This window comes from Azospirillum sp. CT11-132, assembly GCF_047302835.1.
Classification (GTDB): domain Bacteria; phylum Pseudomonadota; class Alphaproteobacteria; order Azospirillales; family Azospirillaceae; genus Azospirillum.
The window spans coordinates 225,927-248,442 of record NZ_JBGLZA010000008.1 but is presented as its reverse complement, the minus strand read 5'-3'; the positions used below and the strand labels follow the sequence as shown (position 1 = coordinate 248,442).

The 22,516-nt window shown below is 67.8% G+C and carries 18 protein-coding genes; 9 read left to right on the top strand and 9 right to left on the bottom strand.

Annotated elements, in window-relative coordinates:
• Window positions 1–140 precede the first annotated feature (140 nt).
• The gene (locus ACCD06_RS29760) at window positions 141–1,466 is read right to left on the bottom strand and encodes a solute carrier family 23 protein (RefSeq protein WP_413345624.1); all 1,326 of its coding nucleotides are present in this window, start codon (window positions 1,464–1,466) and stop codon (window positions 141–143) included.
• Window positions 1,467–2,018: 552 nt separating this feature from the next.
• Here ACCD06_RS29760 and ACCD06_RS29755 point away from each other — a divergent pair.
• The 4 genes from ACCD06_RS29755 (at window position 2,019) to ACCD06_RS29740 (ending at window position 8,723) form a co-directional block, all read left to right on the top strand.
• Window positions 2,019–2,792 (top strand): hypothetical protein, encoded by a 774-nt coding sequence (locus ACCD06_RS29755; RefSeq protein WP_413345622.1) that lies wholly within the window; start codon window positions 2,019–2,021, stop codon window positions 2,790–2,792.
• Between the two features lie 721 nt (window positions 2,793–3,513).
• Complete coding sequence (locus ACCD06_RS29750; protein WP_413345620.1) at window positions 3,514–4,275, top strand: alpha/beta hydrolase; 762 nt, start codon at window positions 3,514–3,516, stop codon at window positions 4,273–4,275.
• Between the two features lie 5 nt (window positions 4,276–4,280).
• A complete protein-coding gene (locus tag ACCD06_RS29745; RefSeq protein ID WP_413345618.1) occupies window positions 4,281–5,450 on the top strand; it encodes an efflux RND transporter periplasmic adaptor subunit in 1,170 nt (389 codons plus the stop codon).
• 84 nt (window positions 5,451–5,534) lie between these two features.
• Window positions 5,535–8,723: an efflux RND transporter permease subunit gene (locus tag ACCD06_RS29740; protein ID WP_413345616.1), complete on the top strand. Its 3,189-nt coding sequence runs from the start codon at window positions 5,535–5,537 to the stop codon at window positions 8,721–8,723.
• A gap of 241 nt (window positions 8,724–8,964) precedes the next feature.
• Here ACCD06_RS29740 and ACCD06_RS29735 read toward each other — a convergent pair whose 3' ends face one another.
• Entirely contained in the window at window positions 8,965–10,053 is a 1,089-nt protein-coding gene (locus tag ACCD06_RS29735) for a LacI family DNA-binding transcriptional regulator (protein WP_413345614.1), read from the bottom strand.
• A 142-nt stretch (window positions 10,054–10,195) separates the two neighbouring features.
• Between ACCD06_RS29735 and ACCD06_RS29730 the strand changes: the two genes are divergently transcribed.
• The 5 genes from ACCD06_RS29730 to ACCD06_RS29710 all read left to right on the top strand — a co-directional run bounded on the left by ACCD06_RS29730 (window position 10,196) and on the right by ACCD06_RS29710 (window position 16,492).
• Window positions 10,196–11,224 carry a TRAP transporter substrate-binding protein gene (locus ACCD06_RS29730; protein ID WP_413345612.1) on the top strand — a complete coding sequence of 343 codons (1,029 nt, stop codon included), beginning with the start codon at window positions 10,196–10,198 and terminating at the stop codon, window positions 11,222–11,224.
• A gap of 49 nt (window positions 11,225–11,273) precedes the next feature.
• Window positions 11,274–13,172: a TRAP transporter large permease subunit gene (locus ACCD06_RS29725; RefSeq protein WP_413345610.1), complete on the top strand. Its 1,899-nt coding sequence runs from the start codon at window positions 11,274–11,276 to the stop codon at window positions 13,170–13,172.
• 44 nt (window positions 13,173–13,216) lie between these two features.
• Window positions 13,217–13,756, top strand: a complete 540-nt coding sequence (locus tag ACCD06_RS29720) for a VOC family protein (RefSeq protein WP_376963700.1) — start codon at window positions 13,217–13,219, stop codon at window positions 13,754–13,756.
• A 163-nt stretch (window positions 13,757–13,919) separates the two neighbouring features.
• A complete protein-coding gene (locus tag ACCD06_RS29715) occupies window positions 13,920–15,200 on the top strand; it encodes a ribulose-bisphosphate carboxylase large subunit family protein (protein WP_413345608.1) in 1,281 nt (426 codons plus the stop codon).
• A gap of 5 nt (window positions 15,201–15,205) precedes the next feature.
• Window positions 15,206–16,492 carry a four-carbon acid sugar kinase family protein gene (locus ACCD06_RS29710; RefSeq protein ID WP_413345606.1) on the top strand — a complete coding sequence of 429 codons (1,287 nt, stop codon included), beginning with the start codon at window positions 15,206–15,208 and terminating at the stop codon, window positions 16,490–16,492.
• A 176-nt stretch (window positions 16,493–16,668) separates the two neighbouring features.
• On the opposite strand, the gene ACCD06_RS29705 is transcribed toward ACCD06_RS29710, so the two are convergent.
• The 7 genes from ACCD06_RS29705 to ACCD06_RS29675 are packed head-to-tail and all read right to left on the bottom strand — an operon-like array spanning window position 16,669 to window position 22,247.
• Window positions 16,669–17,016, bottom strand: coding sequence for a RidA family protein (locus ACCD06_RS29705; protein ID WP_109075814.1), 348 nt, complete (start codon window positions 17,014–17,016; stop codon window positions 16,669–16,671).
• A 32-nt stretch (window positions 17,017–17,048) separates the two neighbouring features.
• The gene (locus tag ACCD06_RS29700; protein ID WP_413345603.1) at window positions 17,049–17,813 is read right to left on the bottom strand and encodes a transporter substrate-binding domain-containing protein; all 765 of its coding nucleotides are present in this window, start codon (window positions 17,811–17,813) and stop codon (window positions 17,049–17,051) included.
• A 26-nt stretch (window positions 17,814–17,839) separates the two neighbouring features.
• On the bottom strand, window positions 17,840–18,187 hold the full coding sequence (locus ACCD06_RS29695; protein WP_413345601.1) for a RidA family protein: 348 nt from the start codon (window positions 18,185–18,187) through the stop codon (window positions 17,840–17,842).
• 18 nt (window positions 18,188–18,205) lie between these two features.
• On the bottom strand, window positions 18,206–19,333 hold the full coding sequence (locus ACCD06_RS29690) for an NAD(P)/FAD-dependent oxidoreductase (protein ID WP_413345599.1): 1,128 nt from the start codon (window positions 19,331–19,333) through the stop codon (window positions 18,206–18,208).
• Between the two features lie 13 nt (window positions 19,334–19,346).
• The gene (locus tag ACCD06_RS29685) at window positions 19,347–20,810 is read right to left on the bottom strand and encodes an FAD-dependent oxidoreductase (protein ID WP_413345597.1); all 1,464 of its coding nucleotides are present in this window, start codon (window positions 20,808–20,810) and stop codon (window positions 19,347–19,349) included.
• Window positions 20,807–21,121 (bottom strand): (2Fe-2S)-binding protein, encoded by a 315-nt coding sequence (locus tag ACCD06_RS29680; protein WP_413345595.1) that lies wholly within the window; start codon window positions 21,119–21,121, stop codon window positions 20,807–20,809. The genes ACCD06_RS29685 and ACCD06_RS29680 overlap by 4 nt, the downstream gene beginning before the upstream one ends.
• Window positions 21,102–22,247, bottom strand: a complete 1,146-nt coding sequence (locus ACCD06_RS29675; RefSeq protein WP_136702053.1) for an NAD(P)/FAD-dependent oxidoreductase — start codon at window positions 22,245–22,247, stop codon at window positions 21,102–21,104. Before ACCD06_RS29675 ends, ACCD06_RS29680 begins: the two co-directional genes overlap by 20 nt.
• Window positions 22,248–22,516 lie beyond the last annotated feature (269 nt).

The following is a 22,516-nucleotide window of genomic DNA, read 5'->3' as shown; positions in this document are numbered from 1 at the left end:
TTTCTCCGCAGGTTGGTGGGGCTTTGCGGAGAGGTTATGGGACTTTAGTCCTGATGTGGCGGGTTTTTTGAAAAAACGGGACTTGCCGGTGATGGTCGTCACCGGCAAGGCCGGGAAGGCGCTCTCCCAGGGTTTCAGCGTCAGTGCAGAGTGGTGGCCGCCGGCTGGGACGCGGTGCGGGCGGTCTCGCGCGCACGGCCGATGCCGAGCAGCTGGTAGAGGCCGATCGCCGCGATGGTCGCGGTGCCGATGCCGCCGATGGAGAAGCCGCCGGTGGAAATGGTGAAGTTGCCGGCGCCGAGCACCAGCGTCACGCCGACGGTGATGAGGTTGCGCGGATCGGAGAAGTCGACGCGGTTGTCGACCCACAGCCGCACCATCGCCGCGGCGATCAGGCCGAAGACGACGGTCGCCAGACCACCCAGCACCGGCGCCGGGATCGTCCGCAGCAGGGCGCCGAACTTCGGCGAGAAGCCCAGCAGGATGGCGGCGATGGCGGCAACGACGAAGATCAGGGTGGAGAAGACGCGGGTGACCGCCATCACGCCCATGTTCTCGACATAGGTGGTGACGCCGGTGCCGCCGCCGCTGCCCGAGACGATGGTGGCGATGCCGTCGCCGATAAAGCCGCGGCCGATGAAACGGTCGAGGTTGCGCCCGGTCATGGCGCCGATGGCCTTGATGTGGCCGAGATTCTCGGCGACCAGGATGAAGGCGATGGGGGCGACCAGGGCCATGGCGCCGGCGTCGAAGGTCGGTGTGCGGAAGGCCGGCATGCCGAACCACGGGGCGGTGGCCAACTCGGCGAAGCTGACCGGCGGCAGCAGGCCGAAGCCGTTGGCGAGGATGAGATAGAAGACATAGCCGGCGGCGATGCCGGCGAGAATCGAGAGCCGCCGGATGGCGAGCGGCGCATAGACCGCGATGACGGCGGTGGCGACCAGGGTGAACAGGGCGACGAGGGTGTGCGGACCGCTGCCCTCGATGCCCTTGACGGCGACCGGCGACAGGTTGAGGCCGATGGCCGCGCCGACGGCGCCGGTCACCGCCGGCGGCATCAGCCGCTCGATCCAGCCGGTGCTAGTGTAGCTCACCAGCAGGCCGATGAGGACATAGAGCACGCCGGCCGCGATGATGCCGCCCAGCGCCGGCCCGATGTTCGGGTTGGGCCCCTGGCCGGTGTAGCCGGTGACCGCGATCACCACGGCGATGAAGGAGAAGGAGGAGCCGAGATAGCTCGGCACCCGCCCGGCGGTGAGCAGGAGGAACAGCAGCGTGCCGATGCCGGAAAACAGCACCGCGAGGTTCGGATCGAACCCCATCAGCAGCGGCCCGAGGATGGTCGAGCCGGACATGGCGACGAGGTGCTGGATGCCGAGCGTCAGCGTCGAGCCCCAGGGAAGGCGCTCGTCCGGCTGGACGACGGGGCCGGCCGCGAGCGGCCAACGCGGGAAGTAATCTGCCATGAAGGTTCTGTCCGAAGATGGGTGGAACGGCGCTGTTGCCGGGGGGTGAACGTCGCCCGCTTTTTGGCGTTTGCGGAGGCGTTGCGCCACATTTTTGTGCGGAGTGGGCGTGGCCGCGAGGGAGCGGCTCCGAGATGCAAATCGGCAAGACCATGGATGAAGTTCCGGATCTTGCGGTCGGTCACGTCAATGTCGAGGCCGGGAACTCTGTAGCGCGAAGACCGAAGTTGGCGCCATGGCCTTCCCATGCCACCACCTTATCGGTGGTTTCCGAGTGCTTCATACAATCGAAGCTATACCAACCATGACGCCAGAGCAGAACGGGCACCTTGTCCCATCTTCCAGACGCAGCTTGGTGCGCCCGTACAGCGGAGCGGCAAGCGGCACGGCGGACACCACCTGCGTGAAGCCCGCGTCGAACCATGCACGGAAACGAGAGTTGTATCTAGGGCTCAAACTGATTTACACAGATCGCGCTTGTGATCCTCCATCAAAACAGGATGTTTCGCGACCATGCTGCGATTTTTAGTCTCTCTTTTTGGATCTGCAATCGTGCTTACCGCCATCACCACGGTAGTGATATACTACTTCCAAACTGATTTACCTACTTGGTTGCCCGCGCACCCAATCGAATCTAGTCACGATGCAAGGGAAATCGCTGAAGCGCTATCCACACCCCCTACACATCTTTCGAGTGTAATGCGCTTTAATCTCTATCATTGGCAAACATTGATAGCGGGGTTCTTTGCATTCTTCGGCGGACTTAGCGCTCTCGTCGCAGCATACATGGGCGCACAAGCTCTGAGAGAACAAACAGCATCAAGTCAAAGATTAGCTCAAAGAGAAATCATAAGACAAAGAGGAATTAGGAATCACGATAGAAATCAGAAGGAACGGCAATTTGCTGCCGCTATCTACTGTGAAATTTCCGATCTGGTTAATAGTATGAAGGCGGCACACAATGGAGGGAATATTGCAATTATTGAAGGTGAGATTAGCTGTAGAGCTTTTATTGACAATGTGAAAACTCAAGAGGAAATTCACCCAATATTCGATGCCATCAGGGCGGATATAGGGATAATGCCTGTGAATATCAGCACAAATGTTATTAGGTTTTACAGCAAAGAAAGATGGATGGTTCGAAGAATTTTAGAAATAAAATCTGATGCATCCAGATCACTGGTTACGGGTCCTAGAATAATTGAATTAGCCAATGAGATGGTGTATAGAATTGGAGAAGTTTTAGAATCAGGAGATATCACCCTATCCGCGCTAGAGGCTAAATTCCATCTAGAAAGTGAAACATCGGTACAGCAGGTTGCTTAATTATCTACTGCCATATATTTCAAACATTGCTTTCTGCGCCAGCCGACCGCCGCGACAGGGAGCCCCGCAGCCCATGCCGGTAGGTTGTACATGATGCCTTGGAACTCGGCGACGCCCCGTGCCCTTCCGGGGGCTCGGTGACGACTTCGTCATGGACAGTCAGCAACACCGGGTAGCCGGCACGCTCGGTACTGACATCCCATTGCTCTTAAGGTCGCAGGCGGTGGCCTGGACGGCGCTTTCGGTATACAGACCGCCATAGCCATTCTGCTTACTCCAATTCCGGGTTTTGCTGTCCACGTCCCAGATGGTCACCGCCTCCTTCATGGCGGATCGTTCGACGAGGGCGTGGCGGCAGACAGGGACAAACTCCAAGTACGCGTCGCCATAGAGGAAGAAGGTCTCGCCTCCGGTTTCGCTGGGCACTCAGCCCTCGTCCATCCACGGCATCTCCACGCGCTCGGCCTTGGCCGAGGCGTAGGCCTGGGGCCAGCCCGACGGCAGGATGACCCACATGAAGCCACCCTTGACACTGGGGGAGCCATAGCTTTCGTCCGCCTCCCGACTATCCCATCTCCCGCGAACACCCACCCCCACCCCACCCCGATTGTTCGTCCCGGCTGAATTCTGTTCCCAGCCGCAGCAGCTTTATCCCACCCGGACGCTTGCACATTATCCCTCTTGCCGCATTGCAGGAGGGGCGCCAGGGCGCCGGATCGGGATGGAACGTTCACGCACGTCGCTGAGGGTGGAGGGCCGCGAGGTCCCGCTGTGCCTGTATCGGCCGGCGCTTTCCGGGCCGTTGCCGGGCGTGCTGTATTTCCATGGCGGCGGCTTCACCTCCGGGTCGGTCGAGGATGTCGAGGTGCCGGCGATGGCGCTGGCGGAGAGCATTCCGGCGCTGGTGGTCGCCGTCGGCTATGCGCTGGCTCCCGCCCATCCCTTCCCTGCTGCCGTCGAGGATGCCCATGCCGCGGCCCTCTGGCTGGCGGAGCGGGCCGGGCCGCTGGGGGTCGCCGGGCATGATGCCGGCGGGCATGTCGCAGTGTCGCTCACCCTGCTCGCCCGCGACCGCGGCGGGCCGGAGATCGCGGCGCAGGCGCTGCTCGGGCCGATGCTCGATCCGAGTTTGACGCGCGTGGGGGACGGCGAAGGCAGCGTGACGGACTGTGCGCGCTGTTACCGCGCCTATCTGCCGGAGGCGGCGCTGCGGCTGCATCCCTATGCCGCGCCCCTGGAATCACGCCGGCTCGGCCGGCTGCCGCCGATCATGATCGCCACGGCGCAGAACGACGTGCTGCGGCCGGAGGCGGAAAGCTATGCCGCCCGGCTGATCGACGCCGGGGTGCCGACCGAGGTCACCCGCTTTGCCGGCGTCAGCCATGCCGGCCTCGCCCAACACGCGCCGGCGCTGGCCGCCGCCGCCGATTTCTTCCGGCGCCGCCTGACCGGCGCCCATTCCGACACTTCGAGCCACAGGTAAGACCCATGTCCCGCAAGACACTTTCCCTATTGATCGCGGCCGGCGTGTCCGTGGCGGCACTGACCGGCGCCGTCACTTTGCGCAGCCCGGCCGAGGCACAAACGGCCTCCGAAACTCCCGCCCCGCCGCCGGCCGAGGTGGATGTCGCCACCGTGCTGGCCCGACCGGTGACGGACTGGCAGTCCTATTCCGGCCGGCTGGAGGCGGTGGACCGCGTCGATATCCGGCCGCAGGTGCCCGGCACCATCGTCGCCGTGCATTTCCGCAACGGCGCGCTGGTGAAGAAGGGCGACGTGCTGTTCACCATCGACCCCCGTCCCTATGAGGCGGAGGTGGCGCGGGCCGAGGCGCAGGTCGCCGCGGCGCAGGCGCGGGTGAAGCTGACCGCCGCCGACCTCGACCGCGCGCAGAAGCTGGTGCGCGACGACACCATCTCGCGCAGCACCATGGACCAGAAGGACAATGCCGCCCGCGAGGCGACCGCCAACCTGAAGGCGGCGCAGGCGGCGCTGGAGATCGCGCGGCTCAATCTGGGCTACACGCGGGTGACGGCGCCGGTGTCGGGCCGGGTGTCGCGGGCGGAACGGACGGTCGGCAATGTGGTGGCCGCCGGTGCCGCCGCGGAGCCGCTGACGACTCTGGTGTCGGAATCGCCGATCTACGCCTCCTTCGATGTCGATGAGCAGACCTATCTGCGCCACATCGCGCCGATGCGCGATTCCGGGGCGATCCCGGTCCGGCTCGGCCTTGCCAACGAGGAGGATTACTCGCGCGACGGCATGGTGGAGTATGTGGACAACCGGCTGGACAGCGTGTCCGGCACCATCCGCGTGCGCGCCCGCTTCGACAATGCCGACGGCGTGCTGGTGCCGGGGCTGTATGCGCGGGTGAAGGTGGGAGGCACCAAGCCCTATGACGCGCTGCTGGTCGATGACCGCGCCATCGGCACCGACCAGGACAAGAAGTTCGTCCTGGTGGTGACGCAGGAGAACAAGGTGGAGTACCGGCCGGTGAAGCTCGGCGCGCTGCAGAACGGGCTGCGCGTGGTGACCGACGGGCTGGCGGCCGGCGAGCGCGTGGTCGTCAACGGCACCCAGCACGCCCGGCCGGGCATGGCGGTCACGCCGAAGATGGTCGCCATGGGGACTGAGAAGACCCAGACGGCGGCGCGGTAAGAAACAACAAGGGCATGCGCGTTGGCTGGCCCTCCTCGCCTGATGCGGGGAGGGATGGGGAGCGTGCAGCCTGGGAGACCCCAGATGAACATCTCGAAATTCTTCATCGACCGGCCGATCTTTGCCGGCGTGCTGTCGGTGGCGCTGTTCCTGGCGGGGGCCATCGCGGTGTTCCGCCTGCCGATTTCGGAATATCCGGAGGTGGTGCCGCCGTCCGTCGTGGTGCGCGCGCAGTTCCCCGGCGCCAACCCCAAGGTGATCGCCGAGACCGTCGCCTCCCCGCTGGAGGAGCAGATCAACGGCGTCGAAGGCATGCTCTATATGCAGTCGCAGGCCAACAGCGACGGCAACATGGCGCTGACGGTGACCTTCAAGCTCGGCACCGACGCGGACAAGGCGCAGCAACTGGTGCAGAACCGCGTGGCGCAGGCGATGCCGCGGCTGCCGGCCGACGTGCAGCGGCTGGGCGTCACCACGGTGAAAAGCTCGCCGACGCTGACCATGGTCGTGCATCTGCTGTCGCCCAACGACCGCTATGACATGACGTACCTGCGCAACTACGCGGTGCTGAACGTCAAGGACCGGCTGACCCGCATCGCCGGTGTCGGCGAGGTGCAGGTGTGGGGCGCCGGCGACTATGCGATGCGGGTGTGGCTCGACCCCGGCAAGGTGGCGCAGCGCGGGCTGACCGCCACCGACGTGGTCAATGCCATCCGCGAGCAGAATGTCCAGGTGGCGGCCGGCGTGATCGGCGCCTCGCCCTCGCTGCCCGACGTGCCGATGCAGTTGTCGATCAACGCGCGCGGCCGGCTGAAGACCGCCGACGAGTTCGGCGACATCGTGCTGAAGACCGGCGAGGACGGCGGCGTCACCCGCCTGCGCGACGTGGCGCGGGTGGAGCTGGCGGCGGCGCAATATGGGCTGCGCTCTCTGCTCGACAACAAGCCGGCGGTGGCGCTCGGCATCACCCAGACGCCGGACGCCAACGCGCTCGCCATCTCCGACGAGGTGCGCAAGGTGATGGCGGAGCTGAAGGGCGACATGCCGGAGGGGGTGGATTATTCCATCGTCTACGACCCGACGCAGTTCGTCCGCTCCTCCATCGAGGCGGTGGTGCACACGCTGCTGGAGGCGGTGGCGCTGGTCGTGCTGGTGGTGATCATCTTCCTGCAGACCTGGCGGGCGTCGATCATTCCGCTGCTGGCGGTGCCGATCTCCATCGTCGGCACCTTCTCGCTGCTGCTGGCCTTCGGCTTTTCGATCAACGCGCTGTCGCTGTTCGGCATGGTGCTGGCCATCGGCATCGTCGTCGACGACGCCATCGTCGTGGTCGAGAATGTGGAGCGCAACATCGCGTCCGGCCTGTCGGCCCGCGACGCCACCATCCGTGCCATGCAGGAGGTCAGCGGGCCGATCATCGCCATCGCCCTGACGCTGGTCGCCGTCTTCGTGCCGCTGGCGGCGATGACCGGCCTGACCGGCGAGTTCTACAAGCAGTTCGCGATGACCATCGCGATCTCCACCGTGATTTCCGCCTTCAACTCGCTGACGCTGTCGCCGGCCCTGGCGGCGGTGCTGCTGCGCGGCCATGACGAGCCGCAGGACTGGCTGACCCGTGCGATGAACCGGGTGTTCGGCGGCTTCTTCCGGCTGTTCAACCGGGTGTTCCACCGGGCGTCGGAGGGCTATGGCCGCGGTGTCGGCGGGGTGGTGCGGCGCAAGGGCGTGATGCTGGCGGTCTATGCGCTGCTGATCGGCGCCACGGTGCTGCTCGGCCGCACGGTGCCGTCGGGCTTCGTGCCGATGCAGGACAAGGAGTATCTGATCAGCTTCGCCCAGCTTCCCAACGGCGCCTCGCTCGATCGGACGGAGGCGGTGATCCGCGAGATGACCGACATCGCGCTGAAGCGCCCCGGCGTGCAGAGCGCGGTGGCCTTTCCGGGGCTGTCGGTCAACGGCTTCACCAACAGCTCCAGCGCCGGCATCGTCTTCGTCACGCTGAAGCCCTTTGCCGAGCGCAAGGATCCGTCGCTGTCGGCCGGGGCCATCGCCATGGATTTGCAGAAGCGCTATGCCGGGCTGAAGGAAGCCTTCGTCGCCATCTTCCCGCCGCCGCCGGTGATGGGTCTGGGGCAGCTGGGCGGCTTCAAGATGCAGTTGGAGGACCGCGGGAACCTGGGCTATGAGGCGCTGAGCGGCGCGGTGAACGCCTTCGTCAAGCGGGCGGCGCAGACGCCGGAACTGGGGCCGACCTTCTCCGCCTACCAGATCAACGTGCCGCAGCTGGACGTCGATCTCGACCGGGTGAAGGCCAAGCAGCTGGGCGTCAATGTCGCCGAGGTGTTCGACACCATGCAGATCTATCTGGGGTCGCTGTACGTCAACGACTTCAATGCCTTCGGCCGCGTCTATCAGGTGCGGGTGCAGGCCGACGCGCCGTTCCGCGACACCGCCGACGACATCGGGCTGCTGAAGACCCGCAACGCGGCGGGGACCATGGTGCCGCTGTCCTCGCTGGTCACCGTGCAGCCGGGATACGGGCCGGAGATGGTGGTGCGCTACAACGGCTTCACCGCCGCCGACGTCAATGGCGGGCCGGCGCCGGGCTTCTCCTCGGGACAGGCGGAAGCGGCGGCGGAACGCATCGCGGCGGAGGTGCTGCCGCGCGGCGTCAAGCTGGAATGGACCGACCTGACCTATCAGAAGATCCTGGTCGGCAATGCCGGGCTGTGGGTCTTCCCGATCAGTGTGCTGCTGGTCTTCCTGGTGCTGGCGGCGCAGTACGAGAGCCTGACGCTGCCGCTCGCCATCCTGCTGATCGTGCCGATGAGCGTGCTGTCGGCGCTGTTCGGCGTGTGGCTGACGGGGGGCGACAACAACATCTTCACGCAGATCGGCTTTATGGTGCTGGTCGGGCTGTCGGCGAAGAACGCCATCCTGATCGTCGAGTTCGCCCGCGAACTGGAGCATGAGGGGCGCAGCGTGGTGCAGGCGGCCATCGAGGCGAGCCGGCTGCGGTTGCGGCCGATCCTGATGACCTCCATCGCCTTCATCATGGGCGTGGTGCCGCTGGTCACCTCCACCGGCGCGGGGGCCGAGATGCGGCATGCGATGGGCGTGGCGGTGTTCGCCGGCATGATCGGGGTGACGCTGTTCGGTTTGGTGCTGACCCCGGTGTTCTACGTGCTGCTGCGCAAGCTGGCTGGGGCGGAGCGTCGGGCGGAAGCGCCGGCGCAAGGCGGGGTGCAGCCGGCGGAGTGGAGGATGGGCTGATAGCTCCCTCTCCCCCGCTCACGCGCAAACTTCGTTTGCGCTGACGCGACAGGCGGATCGAAGATCCGCCGAAAGCGAGGAGAGGGTCGGGGTGAGGGGGATGCGTTGCGGAGCGCCGGTGACAGTGCCGGCGCTCCGTTTTCTTTGAAAATCCTCGCTGTGCATCCCCCTCACCCTAACCCTCTCCCCGGGGGGGAGAGGGGATTATCCCCGGGGCGGGAAAGTGCGTTAATTCCGTCCTCTATTCATCCGGCAGCATGTTCTTGGGCAGGTTTTCGCGGAAGATCACTTCCGCTCTCGGGCTTTCCACCCCCTGCATGGGCGGCCGGCCGGCGCGGAGGTTGGTGAAGATGCCGACGCAGGCCGACAGGGTGTTGCGCGGATCCTGGGTGATCACCGCGTCCAGCGCCCCGTCGATCAGCAGGCCGCGCGTCTCGGTGGTCAGGCCGTGGCCGATGAAGACCATTTCGCGCTCCCGCCGGGTTTCCTTCAGCGCGCGGGCCACCCCCTCCGCCCCGCCGCCGATGTTGTAGACGCCGGCAAGGTCGGGGTGCAGGCCCAGCAGCATGCGGGTCTGGCGGTAGCTTTTCCCCTCGTCGTCATGGCCTTCGCGCAGGCCGACCACCTCGATGTCGGGGGCGGTTTCCTTCAGGACGTGGAGGAAGCCCATCTCGCGGTCCTCATGCGCGCGGTAGCTGAGGCTGCCGGCGATCATCGCCACCTTGGCCGGGCGATGCTTCAGGAAGCGCGCAATCAGGTAGCCGGCGGTGCGGCCGGCCGCGCGGTTGTCCAGCCCGACATAGCCGGCGCGCCGGCAGTTCAAAATGTCGGAGATCAGCGTCACGCTCGGCACGTTGCGCTCGGCCAGCGCGTCCACCGCCTCGCGCACCGCCGGATGCTCCAGCGCCATGAAGGCGACGCCGTCGGCGCGGCGGCCGTGCTGGAACAGGCTGCGCGCCAGCAGTTCCGGATTGAAGCTCTTGATGAACTCCACCTGCGCCTTCACGCCGTGCGGGGCGAGGGTGGCGTCGGCACGCCTGATCATCTCCCCCAGACCGGTGAGGAAGCGGTTGTTGCCGGCGGGCAGCAGGAAGGACAGCCGCATCGGCTTCTGTGCCGCAGAAGCATAAAGGTCGGAGTCCGGCAGATAGTCGAGTTCCGCCGCCGCCTTCAGCACGCGCTGCACGGTGGCGGCGCGCACCCCCGGCCGGTGGTTCAGCACGCGGTCGACCGTGGCGGTGGACACGCCCGCAGCCTGCGCGATGTCGGCCACACGCGGCAGGCCGCGCGGGGCCGCAGCGGTTTCCGGATCGTCCTTCAGTGAAACCATCAAAAACCATCAATTTCGGCGTTTGACACGTGTCGGTGCTGGACATACCGTCCATCCAACAATCATCAATTGACATCAGATCACATCAGAAACGCAAGGCCGGAAACAGCAACGTCGGCCGGTAATCCATGGGAGGTTTGAAATGACCAGTCTGACCCGCCGCACGATGCTGAAGGCCATCGCCACCGCGCCGGCGATCGGGGCCGCCGGTGCCGTCATCGGCATGCCGCACATCGCGCGTGCCGCCGAGTTTGAGCTGAAATACGGCAACAACCTGCCGCTGAGCCATCCGCTGAACATCCGCGCCCAGCAGGCGGCGGATCGCATCGCCAAGGAGACGAACGGCAAGGTCGAGGTCAAGATCTTCCCGAACAACCAGTTGGGCGGCGACACCGACATGCTGTCCCAGGTGCGCAGCGGCGGCCTGACCTTCTTCACGCCGTCGGCCCTGGTGATCGCCACGCTGGTTCCGGTCGCCGCGATCAACGCGGTCGGCTTCGCCTTCTCCGACTACGATCAGGTGTGGAAGGCGATGGACGGCAAGCTGGGCGCCCATGTCCGCAACGCCATCTCCAAGGTCGGGCTCTATGCCTTCGACAAGATGTGGGACAACGGCTTCCGCCAGATGACCAGCGGCGACAAGCCGATCAATTCCGCCGCCGACATGGACGGCTTGAAGATCCGCGTGCCGGTCAGCCCGCTGTCCATCGCCATGTTCAAGGGCCTGGGCGCCTCCCCGACCAGCCTGCAGTTCAGCGAGGTCTATTCGTCGCTGCAGACCCGGATCGTCGATGCGCAGGAAAACCCGCTGCCGATCATCCAGGTCGCCAAGCTGTTCGAGGTGCAGAAATACTGCTCGCTGTCGAACCACATCTGGGACGGCTTCTGGTTCATCGCCAACGGCCGCGCCTGGAAGGGCCTGCCGCCGGACATGCAGACCATCGTCGCCAACGCGATCAACGACGCCGGCATGGCGCAGCGCGGCGACATCAAGGCGCTGAACCAGTCGGTCCGCGCCGACCTGGAATCGAAGGGGCTGACCTTCAACCAGCCGGCACCCGACAGCTTCCGCGCCAAGCTGCGCGACAGCGGCTTCTACGGCGAATGGAAGGGCCGCTTCGGCGATGAGGCCTGGGGCCTGCTGGAGGAGGCGGTCGGCAAGCTCGCCTGACCGCATCCCCCGCCCTTTCAGGTCCTGTCCGATGAAGGAACCCCCCGCCATGTCCCACATGTCCGAACCGGTCCACGGCTACGTGGACGCTCCCGGCGGCGTTGCCGTCGGCGGCGGCGCTTCGCTGCTGCGCAGGATCGACCACGGCCTGTCCGTCGGGGTCGAGGTCGTGGCGGGCCTTCTGGTGCTGGTCGAGATTGTCGTCCTGCTGGCCGGCGTCACCGCCCGCTACCTGTTCCACACCCCGCTGGTGTGGTCGGACGAGTTGGCCTCGATCCTGTTCCTGTGGCTGTCGATGCTGGGCGCGGTGGTTGCGCTGCGCCGGGGCGAGCATATGCGGATGACCGGTCTGGTCAGCCGCGTCGGCCCGCAGGTGCGCAGCCTGCTGGAATGCATCGCGATCACCGCCCCCATCGCCTTCCTGGCGCTGATTCTCTATCACGCCGTCGATTACGCGATGGAGGAGCAGTTCATCACCACCCCGGCGATGGAGGTCTCCAACGCCTGGCGCGCCGCGGCGCTGCCGGTCGGGCTGGGGCTGATGCTGGTGGCGGCGCTGTTCCGGCTGCTGCGCGTCGCCCGGCCGCTGACCGTGCTGGCGGCGGTGGTGGTGACCGGCGCCATCGTCGCCGGCTTCTGGGTGGCGGGGCCGGTGCTGAAGCCGCTGGGGCAGCTGAACCTCGTCATCTTTTTTGTCGGGCTGGTCGCGGCCAACGTCTTCGCCGGGGTGCCGATCGCCTTCTCCTTCGCGCTCGCCACCTTCGCCTATCTGGCGCTGACCACCTCCACGCCGCTGCTGGTGATGGTCGGCCGGCTGGACGAGGGAATGAGCCACCTGATCCTGCTGGCGGTGCCGCTGTTCGTCTTCCTCGGCCTGCTAATCGAGATGACCGGCATGGCCCGCGCGATGATCCAGTTCCTGGCCAGCCTGCTGGGCCATGTGCGCGGCGGCCTGTCCTATGTGCTGATCGGGGCGATGTATCTGGTCTCCGGCATCTCCGGATCGAAGATCGCCGACATGGCGGCCATCGCGCCGGTGCTGTTCCCGGAGATGAAGAAGCGCGGGGCGCCTGCCGGCGATCTGGTGGCGCTGCTGTCGGCGACCGGCGCGCAGACCGAGACCATCCCGCCCAGCATCGTGCTGATCACCATCGGCTCGGTCACCGGCGTGTCGATCGCGGCGCTGTTCACCGGCGGCATGCTGCCGGGCGTGGTTCTGGGCGCTTGCCTGTGCTTCGTCGTCTGGCGGCGCTACCGCCGTGAGGATCTGAGCCATGTCGAGCGCACCCCCGGCCGTGAGATCGCACGGCTCGCCATGGTGGCGCTGCCCGCCATCCTGCTGCCCTTCGTCATCCGCGCCGCGGTGGTCGAGGGCATCGCGACGGCGACCGAGGTGTCGACCATCGGCATCGCCTATTCCACAATCGTCGGGCTGCTGATCTACCGCCAGTTCGACTGGCGCCGGCTGAAGCCGATGCTGATCGAGACGGCGTCGCTGACCGGGGCCATCATCTTCATCGTCGGCTGCGCCACCTCGATGGCCTGGGGCCTGACGCAATCCGGCTTCTCGTCCGATCTGGCGCGCTTCATGGCCGGCATTCCCGGCGGTGCCTACGGCTTCCTCGCCATCTCCATCGTCGCCTTCATCATCCTGGGCAGCGTGTTGGAGGGCATCCCCGCCATCGTGCTGTTCGGACCGCTGCTGTTCCCCATCGCCCGCGCCGCGGGGGTGCACGAGGTGCACTATGCGATGGTCGTCATCTTCGCCATGGGCATCGGCCTGTTCGCCCCGCCCTTCGGCGTCGGCTATTACGGCGCCTGCGCCATCAGCAAGGTCAACCCCGACGACGGCCTGAAGCACATCTGGGGCTATGTCGGCGCGCTGCTGGTCGGGCTGGTGATCGTCGCCGCCATTCCCTGGATTTCGACCGGGTTCCTGGCGCGCTGACGCCACCGGTTTTATTCGATCCCCTCTTATCCGGAGTTCCTTCAATGAGCCGATTCTTCGGCCAGATCCGTCAGGCTGGCTACGTCGTGCGCGACATCGAGGCCGCCATGGACTATTGGAGCCGCACGCTCGGCATCGGTCCCTGGTTCTACAACGAGCGGGTTCCGATCCGGAACTACACCTACCGCGGCGAATCCTACGAGGTTCACAATTCGGTGGCGCTGGCCAACTCCGGCCCGTTGCAGATGGAGCTGATCCAGACCCGCAACGACGCGCCGTCGATGTACCGCGACTTTCTGCAGGCGGGGAACACCGGGCTGCAGCATGTCGCCTATTGGACCGAGGATTACGACGCCGACCTGGAACGGCTGCTGGCGCAGGGCTTCAAGCCGGTGATGAGCGGTGAGGTCGGCGAGAAGGGGCGGTTCATCTATTTCGACACCGAGTACCATCCCGGCACGGTGATCGAGCTGTCGGAGGTCGCGGGGCCGAAGGGCAAGATGTTCGACCTGATCCGCGAGGCGTCGATGGGCTGGGACGGGTCCGATCCGGTGCGGCCGTTTCCGGATTTGAGCAAGCTGTGAGGGGCCGTCAAGGTTAGACCCCCACCTAACCTCCCCCGCTGGGCGGGGGAGGGACTGCCGCTGAGCGCCGACAAAGCTCCAGTCCCCCTCCCCCGCCCAGCGGGGGAGGGTTGGGGTGGGGGCAATAGGCAGCAGCGCACCACCTGATTAAAAGGCGCTCCCCATGCACGCCGACCGCATCGAAGCCACATACCTGATCGAAACCCCCCTCGCCCCGGCCAAGGTGGCGGAGGTGATGGCAGGGGAGCAGTCCTGCGGCACCTTCACCCGCGTCCATGGCGAGACCGACGACCTGCGCGCCCGTGCCCGCGCCATCGTCGAATCCGTTGAGAAGCTGGACGTCGCCGACGCCCCTGCCCTGCCCAACACCTGGCTGGAACGCCAGCGCAATCCCGGCCCATGGCAGCGGGCGCGCGTCACCATCTCCTTCCCCACCGCCAACATCGGCGCCAATCTGCCGACGCTGGCGGCGACGGTCGCCGGCAACCTCTATGACCTGGGCGAGGTGACGGGGCTGCGGCTGGAAAGCCTGCGCATCCCGCAGGCCTACCGCGCGCAGTTCGACCTGCCGCGCCACGGCGTCGCCGGCACCCGGCGGCTGACCGGGGTGGCGGACGGGCCGCTGGTCGGCTCGATCATCAAGCCGAATGTCGGGCTGTCGGCGGAGGAGACCGGCGAGCTGGTCGGCACGCTGTGCGCCGCCGGGCTGGACTTCATCAAGGACGACGAGATCTGCGCCGATCCGGCCCATGCGCCGCTGGCCCAGCGCATCCCCGCCGTGATGGAGCGGGTGCGCCGGCATCAGGACCGCACCGGCAAGCATGTGATGGTCGCCTTCAACATCACCGACGAGACCGACGCCATGCGCCGCCACGCCGATCTGGTGGAGCGCGAGGGCGGGTCCTGCATCATGGTCAGCCTGAACTGGTGCGGCTATTCGGCGGTGCAGACGCTGCGCCGGCACAGCGGACTGGCGCTGCACGGCCACCGCAACGGCTTCGGCGCCCTGTCGCGCCATCCGCTGCTGGGCATCGGCTTCGACGCCTATCAGGCGCTGTGGCGGCTGGCGGGGGTGGACCACATGCATGTCCACGGGCTGAACGGCAAGTTCGCCCAGCCGGACGAGGAGGTGATCGACGGGGCGCGGGCCTGTCTGGCGCCGCTGGCGGAGGATGCGGCGGACGGCGCCGACGCCGTGATGCCGGCCTTCTCGTCGGGCCAGTGGGCCGGCACGGTGCCGGTCACCTGGGAGGCGGTGGGGACTGCCGACCTGATGTTCATGTCCGGCGGCGGCATCATGGCCCATCCCGACGGGCCGGCGGCCGGCGTGCTGAGCATCCGGCAGGCCTGGGACGCCGTGCGGGCCGGGCGGACATTGGACGACGCGGCGAGGGAGCTGCCGGAGCTGCGGCGGTCGCTCGACTTCTTCGGGAAGAAGGGCTGAGCGCGATGGCGGCGGGACCGAAGCTCGGCTGGTACGGCGACGACTTCACCGGGGCGACCGACACGCTGGCCACCCTGGCGAAAGCCGGGCAGCGGGCGCTGCTGTTCCTCGACGTGCCGTGCGTCGCACGGTTGGGGGAAGCCGGGCCGCTCGACGCCGTCGGCATCGCCGGGGCGGCGCGCAGCATGACGCCGGACGCGATGCGGGCGGAACTGGAGCCGGTCGGCCGTTTCTTCGCGGCGCTGGGCGTGCCGGTGATGCATTACAAGTGCTGTTCCACCTTCGACAGCGCGCCCGGTGTCGGCAGCATCGGCGAGGCGGTGCGGACACTGGCGCCGCATTTCCCGAACCGCTTCCGGCCGGTGGTGGGCGGGCAGCCGAACATCGGGCGCTATTGCCTGTTCAGCACCCTGTTCGCCGCGGCGGGCACCGGCGGGACCGTTCATCGCATCGACCGCCACCCGACGATGAGCGTCCATCCCGTCACCCCGATGGCGGAGGCGGACTTGCGCCGTCACCTCGCGGCGCAAGGGCTGGAGGGGGTGGCGGCGCTGCATTTTCCGGACTATGGGCTGGGCGGCGAGGCGCTGGACGGGCGGCTGGCGGAGGGAGCGCCGGCGGTGCTGCTGGACGTGTCGCGCGGTGAGGATCTTGCCGTCATCGGGCGGCTGATCTGGGAGCGGGCCGGACGCGAGCCGCTGCTGGCGGTCGGGCCGAGCAGCGTGGCGCAGGCGCTGGTCGCGCATTGGGCGATTGGCTCTGGTACTCGGACTGAAGAGGTGCCGCTCGGTGCGGCGGACTCGCCGGTGTTTTTGATGGCGGGCAGCCTGTCTCCGGTGACGCGGCGGCAGGTGGAGGCGGCGGGGTCCTACACGCGCATCCAGGCCGATGCGGCGTCGCTGTGCGCCGATGCCGGCTATGCGGAGGCGTTGTTGGGGGAGGTGGCGGCGTCATTGCGCGCCGGGCGCCACACGCTGGTCTGGACCGCGCCGGCGGAAGCCGGAACGGCGGACACCGCGCAGGCCGGGCGGGTCGCGGCGGCGACGGCGGAGTTCGTCGCGGCGGTGCTGCGGAGCGTGCGGTTGCGCCGGGTCGGGATTGCCGGCGGGGATACGTCCAGCCTCGCGGTGCGGGCGCTGGGGTGCTGGGGGTTGTCCTATGGCTGCACGCTGGCGCCGGGGGTCACCGTCAGCCGCACCCATGCCGACGATCCGGCGGTCGATGGGCTGGAGCTGATGCTGAAGGGCGGGCAGATGGGCGGCGAGGATCTGTTCGAACGGTTGCTGGGGTAGGCCCTCTCCCGCCCCGGGAGAGGGAGGGGACCCACGCCGCAGGCGTGGGGAGGGTGAGGGGTGGGGCGAGAATCCGGAAGCCCATGGTTCCTTGCACTCCCCCTCACCCTTCCCAAGCTTCGCTTGGGCCCCTTCCCTCTCCCGGGGCGGGAGAGGGAGCCTTCTTCAGTCGCCGATCACACCGCGGCGGTGACGACCACTTCGATCAGGATTTCCGGCTTGCCGAGGTCGGCGACGCCGATGGTGGCGCGGGCGGGGAGGTCGTTGCCGTCCAGCCAGGACAGCCAGGCGTCGTTCATCTCGTCCTTCAGGCCCATGTTGGTGATGAACAGCTGGGCGGACAGCAGCTTGGTCTTGTCGCTGCCGGCCATCGCCAGCACCTGGTCGAGCTTGCCGCAGATCTGCGTGACCTGGCCGCCCATGCCGACGCTGACGTCGTCGGCGATGATGCCGCCGAGATAGGCGGTGCCGTTGTTGACGACGACGCGGTGCATGATCTTGGTCTTCTCGATGCGCTTGATCACGGGGAACTGCTCCTTGGTTTTTTTAAAAGAACTCAGGGGGTGATGGAGAAATCGACGTAGCGGGCGGCGATGCGGGCCAGCGTGCCGTCCTGGACGACCGCGCGGATCGCCTCGTCGAAGGACTGCTTCAGCGCGGTGTCCTCCTTGCGCAGGCCGACGCCGATGCCGGGGCCGAACACCTCGGCGTCGATCACCGGCTGGCCGACCAGCTTGACCGACTTGCCGCCGTCGCCCTTCACCCAGTCGGACGCGGTGGCGCCCGTCGTGATGGCGGCGTCGAGCCGCCCGGCCTTCAGGTCGGCCAGCAGGTTCGAGGCGGTGTCGTAGGTCTTCAGCGTCGCGTCGCTGCCGAGATGCTTCTCGACATAGCGGGAATGGGTGGTGGAGACTTGGGCGCCGATGGTCTTGCCGCGCAGGCTGGCCGGCGAGCCGTCGATGGTCGACTTTGCCGGCGCCACGAAATAGGCCGGCACCACCATGTAGGGGGTGGAGAAGCCGATGGCCTTCGCCCGCTCCGGCGTGATGTTCATCGTCGCCATGATGGCGTCGTACTTCTTCGCCAGCAGCCCCGGAATGATGCCGTCCCATTCCTGGGCCACGACGGTGCAGGGACGCTTCATCCGCTCGCACAGCGCATGCGCGAGGTCGACCTCCAGCCCCGCCACCTTGCCGTCGGGCTGGGTGAAGTTGAAGGGCGGGTAGGCGCCTTCGGTGGCGATGCGGATCTCCTGCGCCGCGGCGATGCCGCCGGACGCAAGCAAGAAGAGGGCGGCAACGCCCGAGGTGAGGCGCTTCATGGCAGGCTCCGGCAGGGGGGAAGGGGTCAGCGCCCGGCGATGACGACGATTTCGACCAGGATGGACGGGTCGGCCAAGCGGGCCTCCACCGTCGCGCGGGCCGGCGGGTTGGCCTTGTCGACCCAGGCGTCCCAGGCGGCGTTCATTTCCGGGAAGGTGGCGATGTCGGCGAGATAGACGGTGGCGGTCAGGATGCTGCTTTTCGACGTGCCGGCCTCGGCCAGCAGGGCGTCGATCTGGCGCAGCACGTCGCGGGTCTGCGCCTCCACGGTGGTCGATCCGTCATCGACGATCTGGCCGGCGAGATAGACGGTGTCCTTGTGGATCACCATGTCGCAGAGCCGCGGGGTCGGGTGAAAGCGCTGGATCGTCACGGGATGATGCTCCAAAGGTCAGGCGGCGAAGCGGCCGATGCGGAAGGGGTCGATGGGCAGGTCGGTGGACCCGGCCGTGATGAGGTCGGCGGTGATCCGCCCGACGATGGGGCCGAGCTGGAAGCCGTGCGCCGAGAAGCCGAAGGAATGGTAGAGGTCCGGTTCGGTGCCGCTGGGGCCGATCACCGGAATCTGGTCCGGCATCCGCGCCTCGATCCCCGCCCAGGAGCGGACGATGGTGGCGCCGCGCATGCACGGGAACAGGTCCCACACCGTGCGGGCGTTCACCGACACCTGCGAGAAGTCCAGCTCCGTCCGGTTCTCGTCGCGCACCGCCCGGCCGAGCAGCCCGCCGCCGATCAGAACGGTGCCGTTGGGGAACTGCTTGAAGGACAGGGTGCGGCCGGTGGCGCCGACCACCGGCTTGATGAAGGGAGCCACGCGGGCGGTGATCATCAGCATCGGCGCGATGACCTCCAAGGGCACCGGTTCCCCCACCTGCGCGGCGATGCGGTCCGCCCAGGCGCCGGCGGCGTTGACCACCACCGGTGCCTCGAAGCGGTTGCCGTCCGCCGTTTCGACGGTCCACAGGCCGCCCTGGCGGGCCAGCCGCGTCACCGCCCCGCCCTCCTGGAAGCGGGCGCCGAGAGCGATGGCCTTGCGGCGGAAGGCGAAGGTGGTGCGGAAGGGGATCGCCGCGCCGTCGCCGCGCGACACCAGGGCGCCGACGCAATGGTCGGCGATGGCCGGCACCAGCGACCGCAGCTCGTCCTGCCCGATCACCTCCTCGTGGGTGAAGCCCAGCGCGCCCAGTTCGGCGACGCGGGCACGCACCGTCTCAAGCTCCGCCTCGGTCTCCGCCACCTTGATCTGGCCGTGGCTTTCGAAGCCGCAATCGTCGTCCACCAGATCGCGGATGCCGTGCCACAGCGCCATCGAGGCGACGGACAGCGGCACCTCGGCGACATGGCGACCGAGCTGGCGCACGCCGCCCGCATTGACGCCGGAGGCGTGGCGGGCGACATGGTCCTTCTCCAGAACCAGCACGCGGACGCCGCGCATCGACAGGTGCAGCGCAGCGGAGCAGCCGTGCAGGCCGCCGCCGATGACGATGACGTCTGGTTTGGGGGAAGCGGTTGCGGTCATCGCGCGCCTCCGGTCAGTGCTTGAGGACGGCGTCGATGTCGGCGTCGGTCTTCGGCAAGGCGGCCAGTTCGGCCAGCGTGATCGGCTTCACCGGCGGACGCAGGCGGTAATAGCCGACCTCCGCCGGGGAGACGCCGCGTTCCGCCGCGATGACCTCGGTCACCGTCGGGCCGCAGAGCCGGCCCTGGCACGGGCCCATGCCGCAGCGCAGGAAGCTCTTGGCCTGATTGGGGCCGGAACAGCCGAGCCGCACCGCCTCGCGCACCGCGCCGGCGGTGATCTCCTCGCAGCGGCAGACGATGGTGTCGTCGGCCGGCACGCGGAAGGCTTCCGCCGGGGTGTAGAGCGTGTCGAGGAAGGCGCGGCCGGTCAGCGCGCGGTCGAGCGCGGCGCGGAACGGGGCGGCGGACTGGTCGCGCTGCTCCCGCCCGATGCGGCCCAGCCGGTGCAGCGCGTCGAGCGCCGTCAGACGGCCGGCCTCTTCCGCCGCGCGGGCACCGCCGATGCCGGCACCGTCGCCGGCCAGCGACACGCCCTCGACCGAAGTCGCGCCCCACTCGTCGGTGGTCGGGCGCCAGCAGCGCTGCTGCTCGTCCCAGCGCTGGGCGCAGCCGGTGGCGTTGGCGAGGTTCAGGTTGGGGATGACGCCCTGATGCAGCAGGAGCGTGTCGGCGGGCAGCCGGTGTTCGGTGCCGTTGCGGGTGTAGACGACGCTTTTCAACGTGCCCCCGCCGGCAAGGCCGCCTTCGGCGCGGAGCGCGGTGACGTTGCCGATGACGGTCAGCTTGCGCCGCACGTCGAGCATCAGCTTCATGCCCTTGCCGAGATAGGGCGAACGCAGGAAGCCCGGCAGCAGCGGCAGGGCGGCGCGCCAGTTCTCACGAGGCGTGGTGTCGAGGATGGCGTCGATGCGGGCGCCGGCCTGCAGATACTGCCAGGCCAGCAGCCAGAGCAGCGGGCCGCTGCCCGCCATCACCGTGGCGCCCGACGGCACGAGGCCGGAGGTCTTCAGCAGAACCTGCGCCGCACCGGCGCCCAGCACGCCCGGCAGGGTCCAGCCGGGAATCGGGAAGGGACGCTCCAAGGCGCCGGTCGCCAGGATGACGTGGCGCACGGTCAGCATCGACGCCGCACCGTTGCGCGACAGGCCGATCTGGATGGGACGGGACCCGTCGGGAGCATCCTCGCGCGGGCGGGCGACGCTCCAGACCGTGGTGCCCGGCCAGTGGACGGCGCCGCTGTCGCGCAGCGGACCCAGCAGCTCGGCGCCATGCCAATAGTCGGGGCCGAGCACCTTGCGGTCGCGCACCGGGGTTTCGGTGACGGCGCGGTAGATCTGGCCGCCCGGCTCCACCTGTTCGTCGAGCAGGACGACCGACGCGCCCTTGGAGGCGGCCAGCGCAGCGGCGGCGAGGCCGGCCGGGCCGGCGCCGACGACGGCGATGTCGAAGTCAAAATTGGATTTGGGGGGGCTCACCGCTCCACCTCGCGCTTGCCGTTCTGGGTTTCCACCGCCATGCCGGGGGATACCCGGACTTGGCAGCCCTGGCGGTTGCCGGTGCCGTCGATGGTGACGAGGCAGTCGAAGCAGACGCCCATCATGCAGTAGGGACCGCGCGCCGCGCCGCTGACGGGGGTGTTGCGGCAGACGGTGATGCCGTTCGCCAGCAGGGCGGCGGCGACGCTGTCGCCGGCCCGCGCGTTGGCCGGACGGCCGTCGATGGTGAAGGAAACCGTTTGCCCAGCGGTCTGGGAGGCGGTCTCGATCTCAGGCAGCCTGCGGAACATGGAACCTCCGGGCGCTGAAGGGCTTGAAGCGGTCGCCGAGGCCGCCGGCCGCGATCAGCGGCGCCAGCGTCAGCGCATGGTTGGCGGCAAGGGTCACGCCGCTGTGGCAGGTGGCGACGAAGGCGCCGGGCGCCGTCGTCGATTCCTCGTAGATCGGGAAGCCGTCCGGCGTCAGCACGCGCAAGGCCGCCCAGCTGCGCACCACGTTCAGCTTGCCCAACAGCGGGAAGAAGCGGATGGCGCGCTGGGCAATCGCCGACGACACGCCGGGTTGCAGCGTGGTGTCGAAACCGGCCTCCTCGAAGCTGTCGCCGATCATCACCCCGCCCTCGTCGGTCTGGCGGACATAGACGGTGGGGTGGTGCAGGAAGGGCGCCGTCTTCTCGGTGACGATGACATGGCCGCGCTGGGGACGGACGGGGGCGGACAGCCCGACCATTGGCGCCAGCCGGGCGCTGTCATGGCCGGCGGCCAGCACGATCTTGCCGGCCCGAATTTCTCCGCTGGCTTCGCCATTCGCCGTGGTCATGCGGAAGCCGCCGTCGCGATGCTCGATGCTCTCCACCCGGTGGTTGGGGCGGTAATCGACACCCAGCAGGCCGATGCCCTTGTGCAGGGTGCGCAGAAGCCGCAGCGAGTTGCAGTGGCCGTCCAGCGGGCAATAGGTGCCGCCGACCACGTCGGGGCCGATGAAGGGCAGCTCCTTGCGCAGGGTCTCGCGGTCCATCACCTCGTAGGGGTAAGGGATCATGTCGGGCTGGTTGTGCAGCCGCATCATGGTGTTGGCGCGGGCCTGCAGATCCTCCTCCGACAGCATCGGCATGAAGCCGCCGGGGCGCCGGTAGGCGACGTCGAGACCGGTCTGCTCGCGCAGCAGGTCGGCGAAGCCGCCCCAGTCGTCGGAAGACTGCTTGGTCCAGCCGGCGTATTCCGCCATGCCGAGACCCTTGCCCTGCACCCAGACCAGGGCGAAGTTGCCGCGCGACGGACGGACGGCGATGTCGCCCTCGTCCAGCATCGCCACCGTCTGGCCCGACCGGGCGAGGCCCCAGGCCAGCGCCGACCCGACCAGCCCGCCGCCGATCACGGCGACGTCGTATTCTCCGCCCCGAGTGGGCTGCGTCATCGTCTCCACTCCCGCCGCCGGCGCCGCACCGTTTCCCGTGCGCACCGGCCGCCGCCGTTATCGTGTGGCGCGCATCGCCGCTCCCGGCACCCGCATACAGTGCCGAATACTTGGCGATGCCGCGCATATCCTTGTGGGCACGCCGGATCCGCCGGCGTTACACATGGATGGATTGCGAACTGCAGGGTTTTCTTTGGCGAAGCGCCGCGGGATGCTGCCCGACGACCCACCGCCGCTCCTCGATCCTTGCGACAGCATCGGCAGCCAAC

What these genes read in the sequence shown, in the direction of transcription:
- ACCD06_RS29720 (WP_376963700.1), top strand. Translation starts at nt 13,217, where the DNA reads ATGAGCCGATTCTTCGGCCAGATCCGTCAGGCTGGCTACGTCGTGCGC.
- ACCD06_RS29710 (WP_413345606.1), top strand. Translation starts at nt 15,206, where the DNA reads ATGGCGGCGGGACCGAAGCTCGGCTGGTACGGCGACGACTTCACCGGG.
- ACCD06_RS29700 (WP_413345603.1), bottom strand. Translation starts at nt 17,813, where the DNA reads ATGAAGCGCCTCACCTCGGGCGTTGCCGCCCTCTTCTTGCTTGCGTCC.
- ACCD06_RS29760 (WP_413345624.1), bottom strand. Translation starts at nt 1,466, where the DNA reads ATGGCAGATTACTTCCCGCGTTGGCCGCTCGCGGCCGGCCCCGTCGTC.
- ACCD06_RS29740 (WP_413345616.1), top strand. Translation starts at nt 5,535, where the DNA reads ATGAACATCTCGAAATTCTTCATCGACCGGCCGATCTTTGCCGGCGTG.
- ACCD06_RS29675 (WP_136702053.1), bottom strand. Translation starts at nt 22,247, where the DNA reads ATGACGCAGCCCACTCGGGGCGGAGAATACGACGTCGCCGTGATCGGC.
- ACCD06_RS29735 (WP_413345614.1), bottom strand. Translation starts at nt 10,053, where the DNA reads ATGGTTTCACTGAAGGACGATCCGGAAACCGCTGCGGCCCCGCGCGGC.
- ACCD06_RS29715 (WP_413345608.1), top strand. Translation starts at nt 13,920, where the DNA reads ATGCACGCCGACCGCATCGAAGCCACATACCTGATCGAAACCCCCCTC.
- ACCD06_RS29730 (WP_413345612.1), top strand. Translation starts at nt 10,196, where the DNA reads ATGACCAGTCTGACCCGCCGCACGATGCTGAAGGCCATCGCCACCGCG.
- ACCD06_RS29690 (WP_413345599.1), bottom strand. Translation starts at nt 19,333, where the DNA reads ATGACCGCAACCGCTTCCCCCAAACCAGACGTCATCGTCATCGGCGGC.
- ACCD06_RS29750 (WP_413345620.1), top strand. Translation starts at nt 3,514, where the DNA reads ATGGAACGTTCACGCACGTCGCTGAGGGTGGAGGGCCGCGAGGTCCCG.
- ACCD06_RS29680 (WP_413345595.1), bottom strand. Translation starts at nt 21,121, where the DNA reads ATGTTCCGCAGGCTGCCTGAGATCGAGACCGCCTCCCAGACCGCTGGG.
- ACCD06_RS29745 (WP_413345618.1), top strand. Translation starts at nt 4,281, where the DNA reads ATGTCCCGCAAGACACTTTCCCTATTGATCGCGGCCGGCGTGTCCGTG.
- ACCD06_RS29725 (WP_413345610.1), top strand. Translation starts at nt 11,274, where the DNA reads ATGTCCCACATGTCCGAACCGGTCCACGGCTACGTGGACGCTCCCGGC.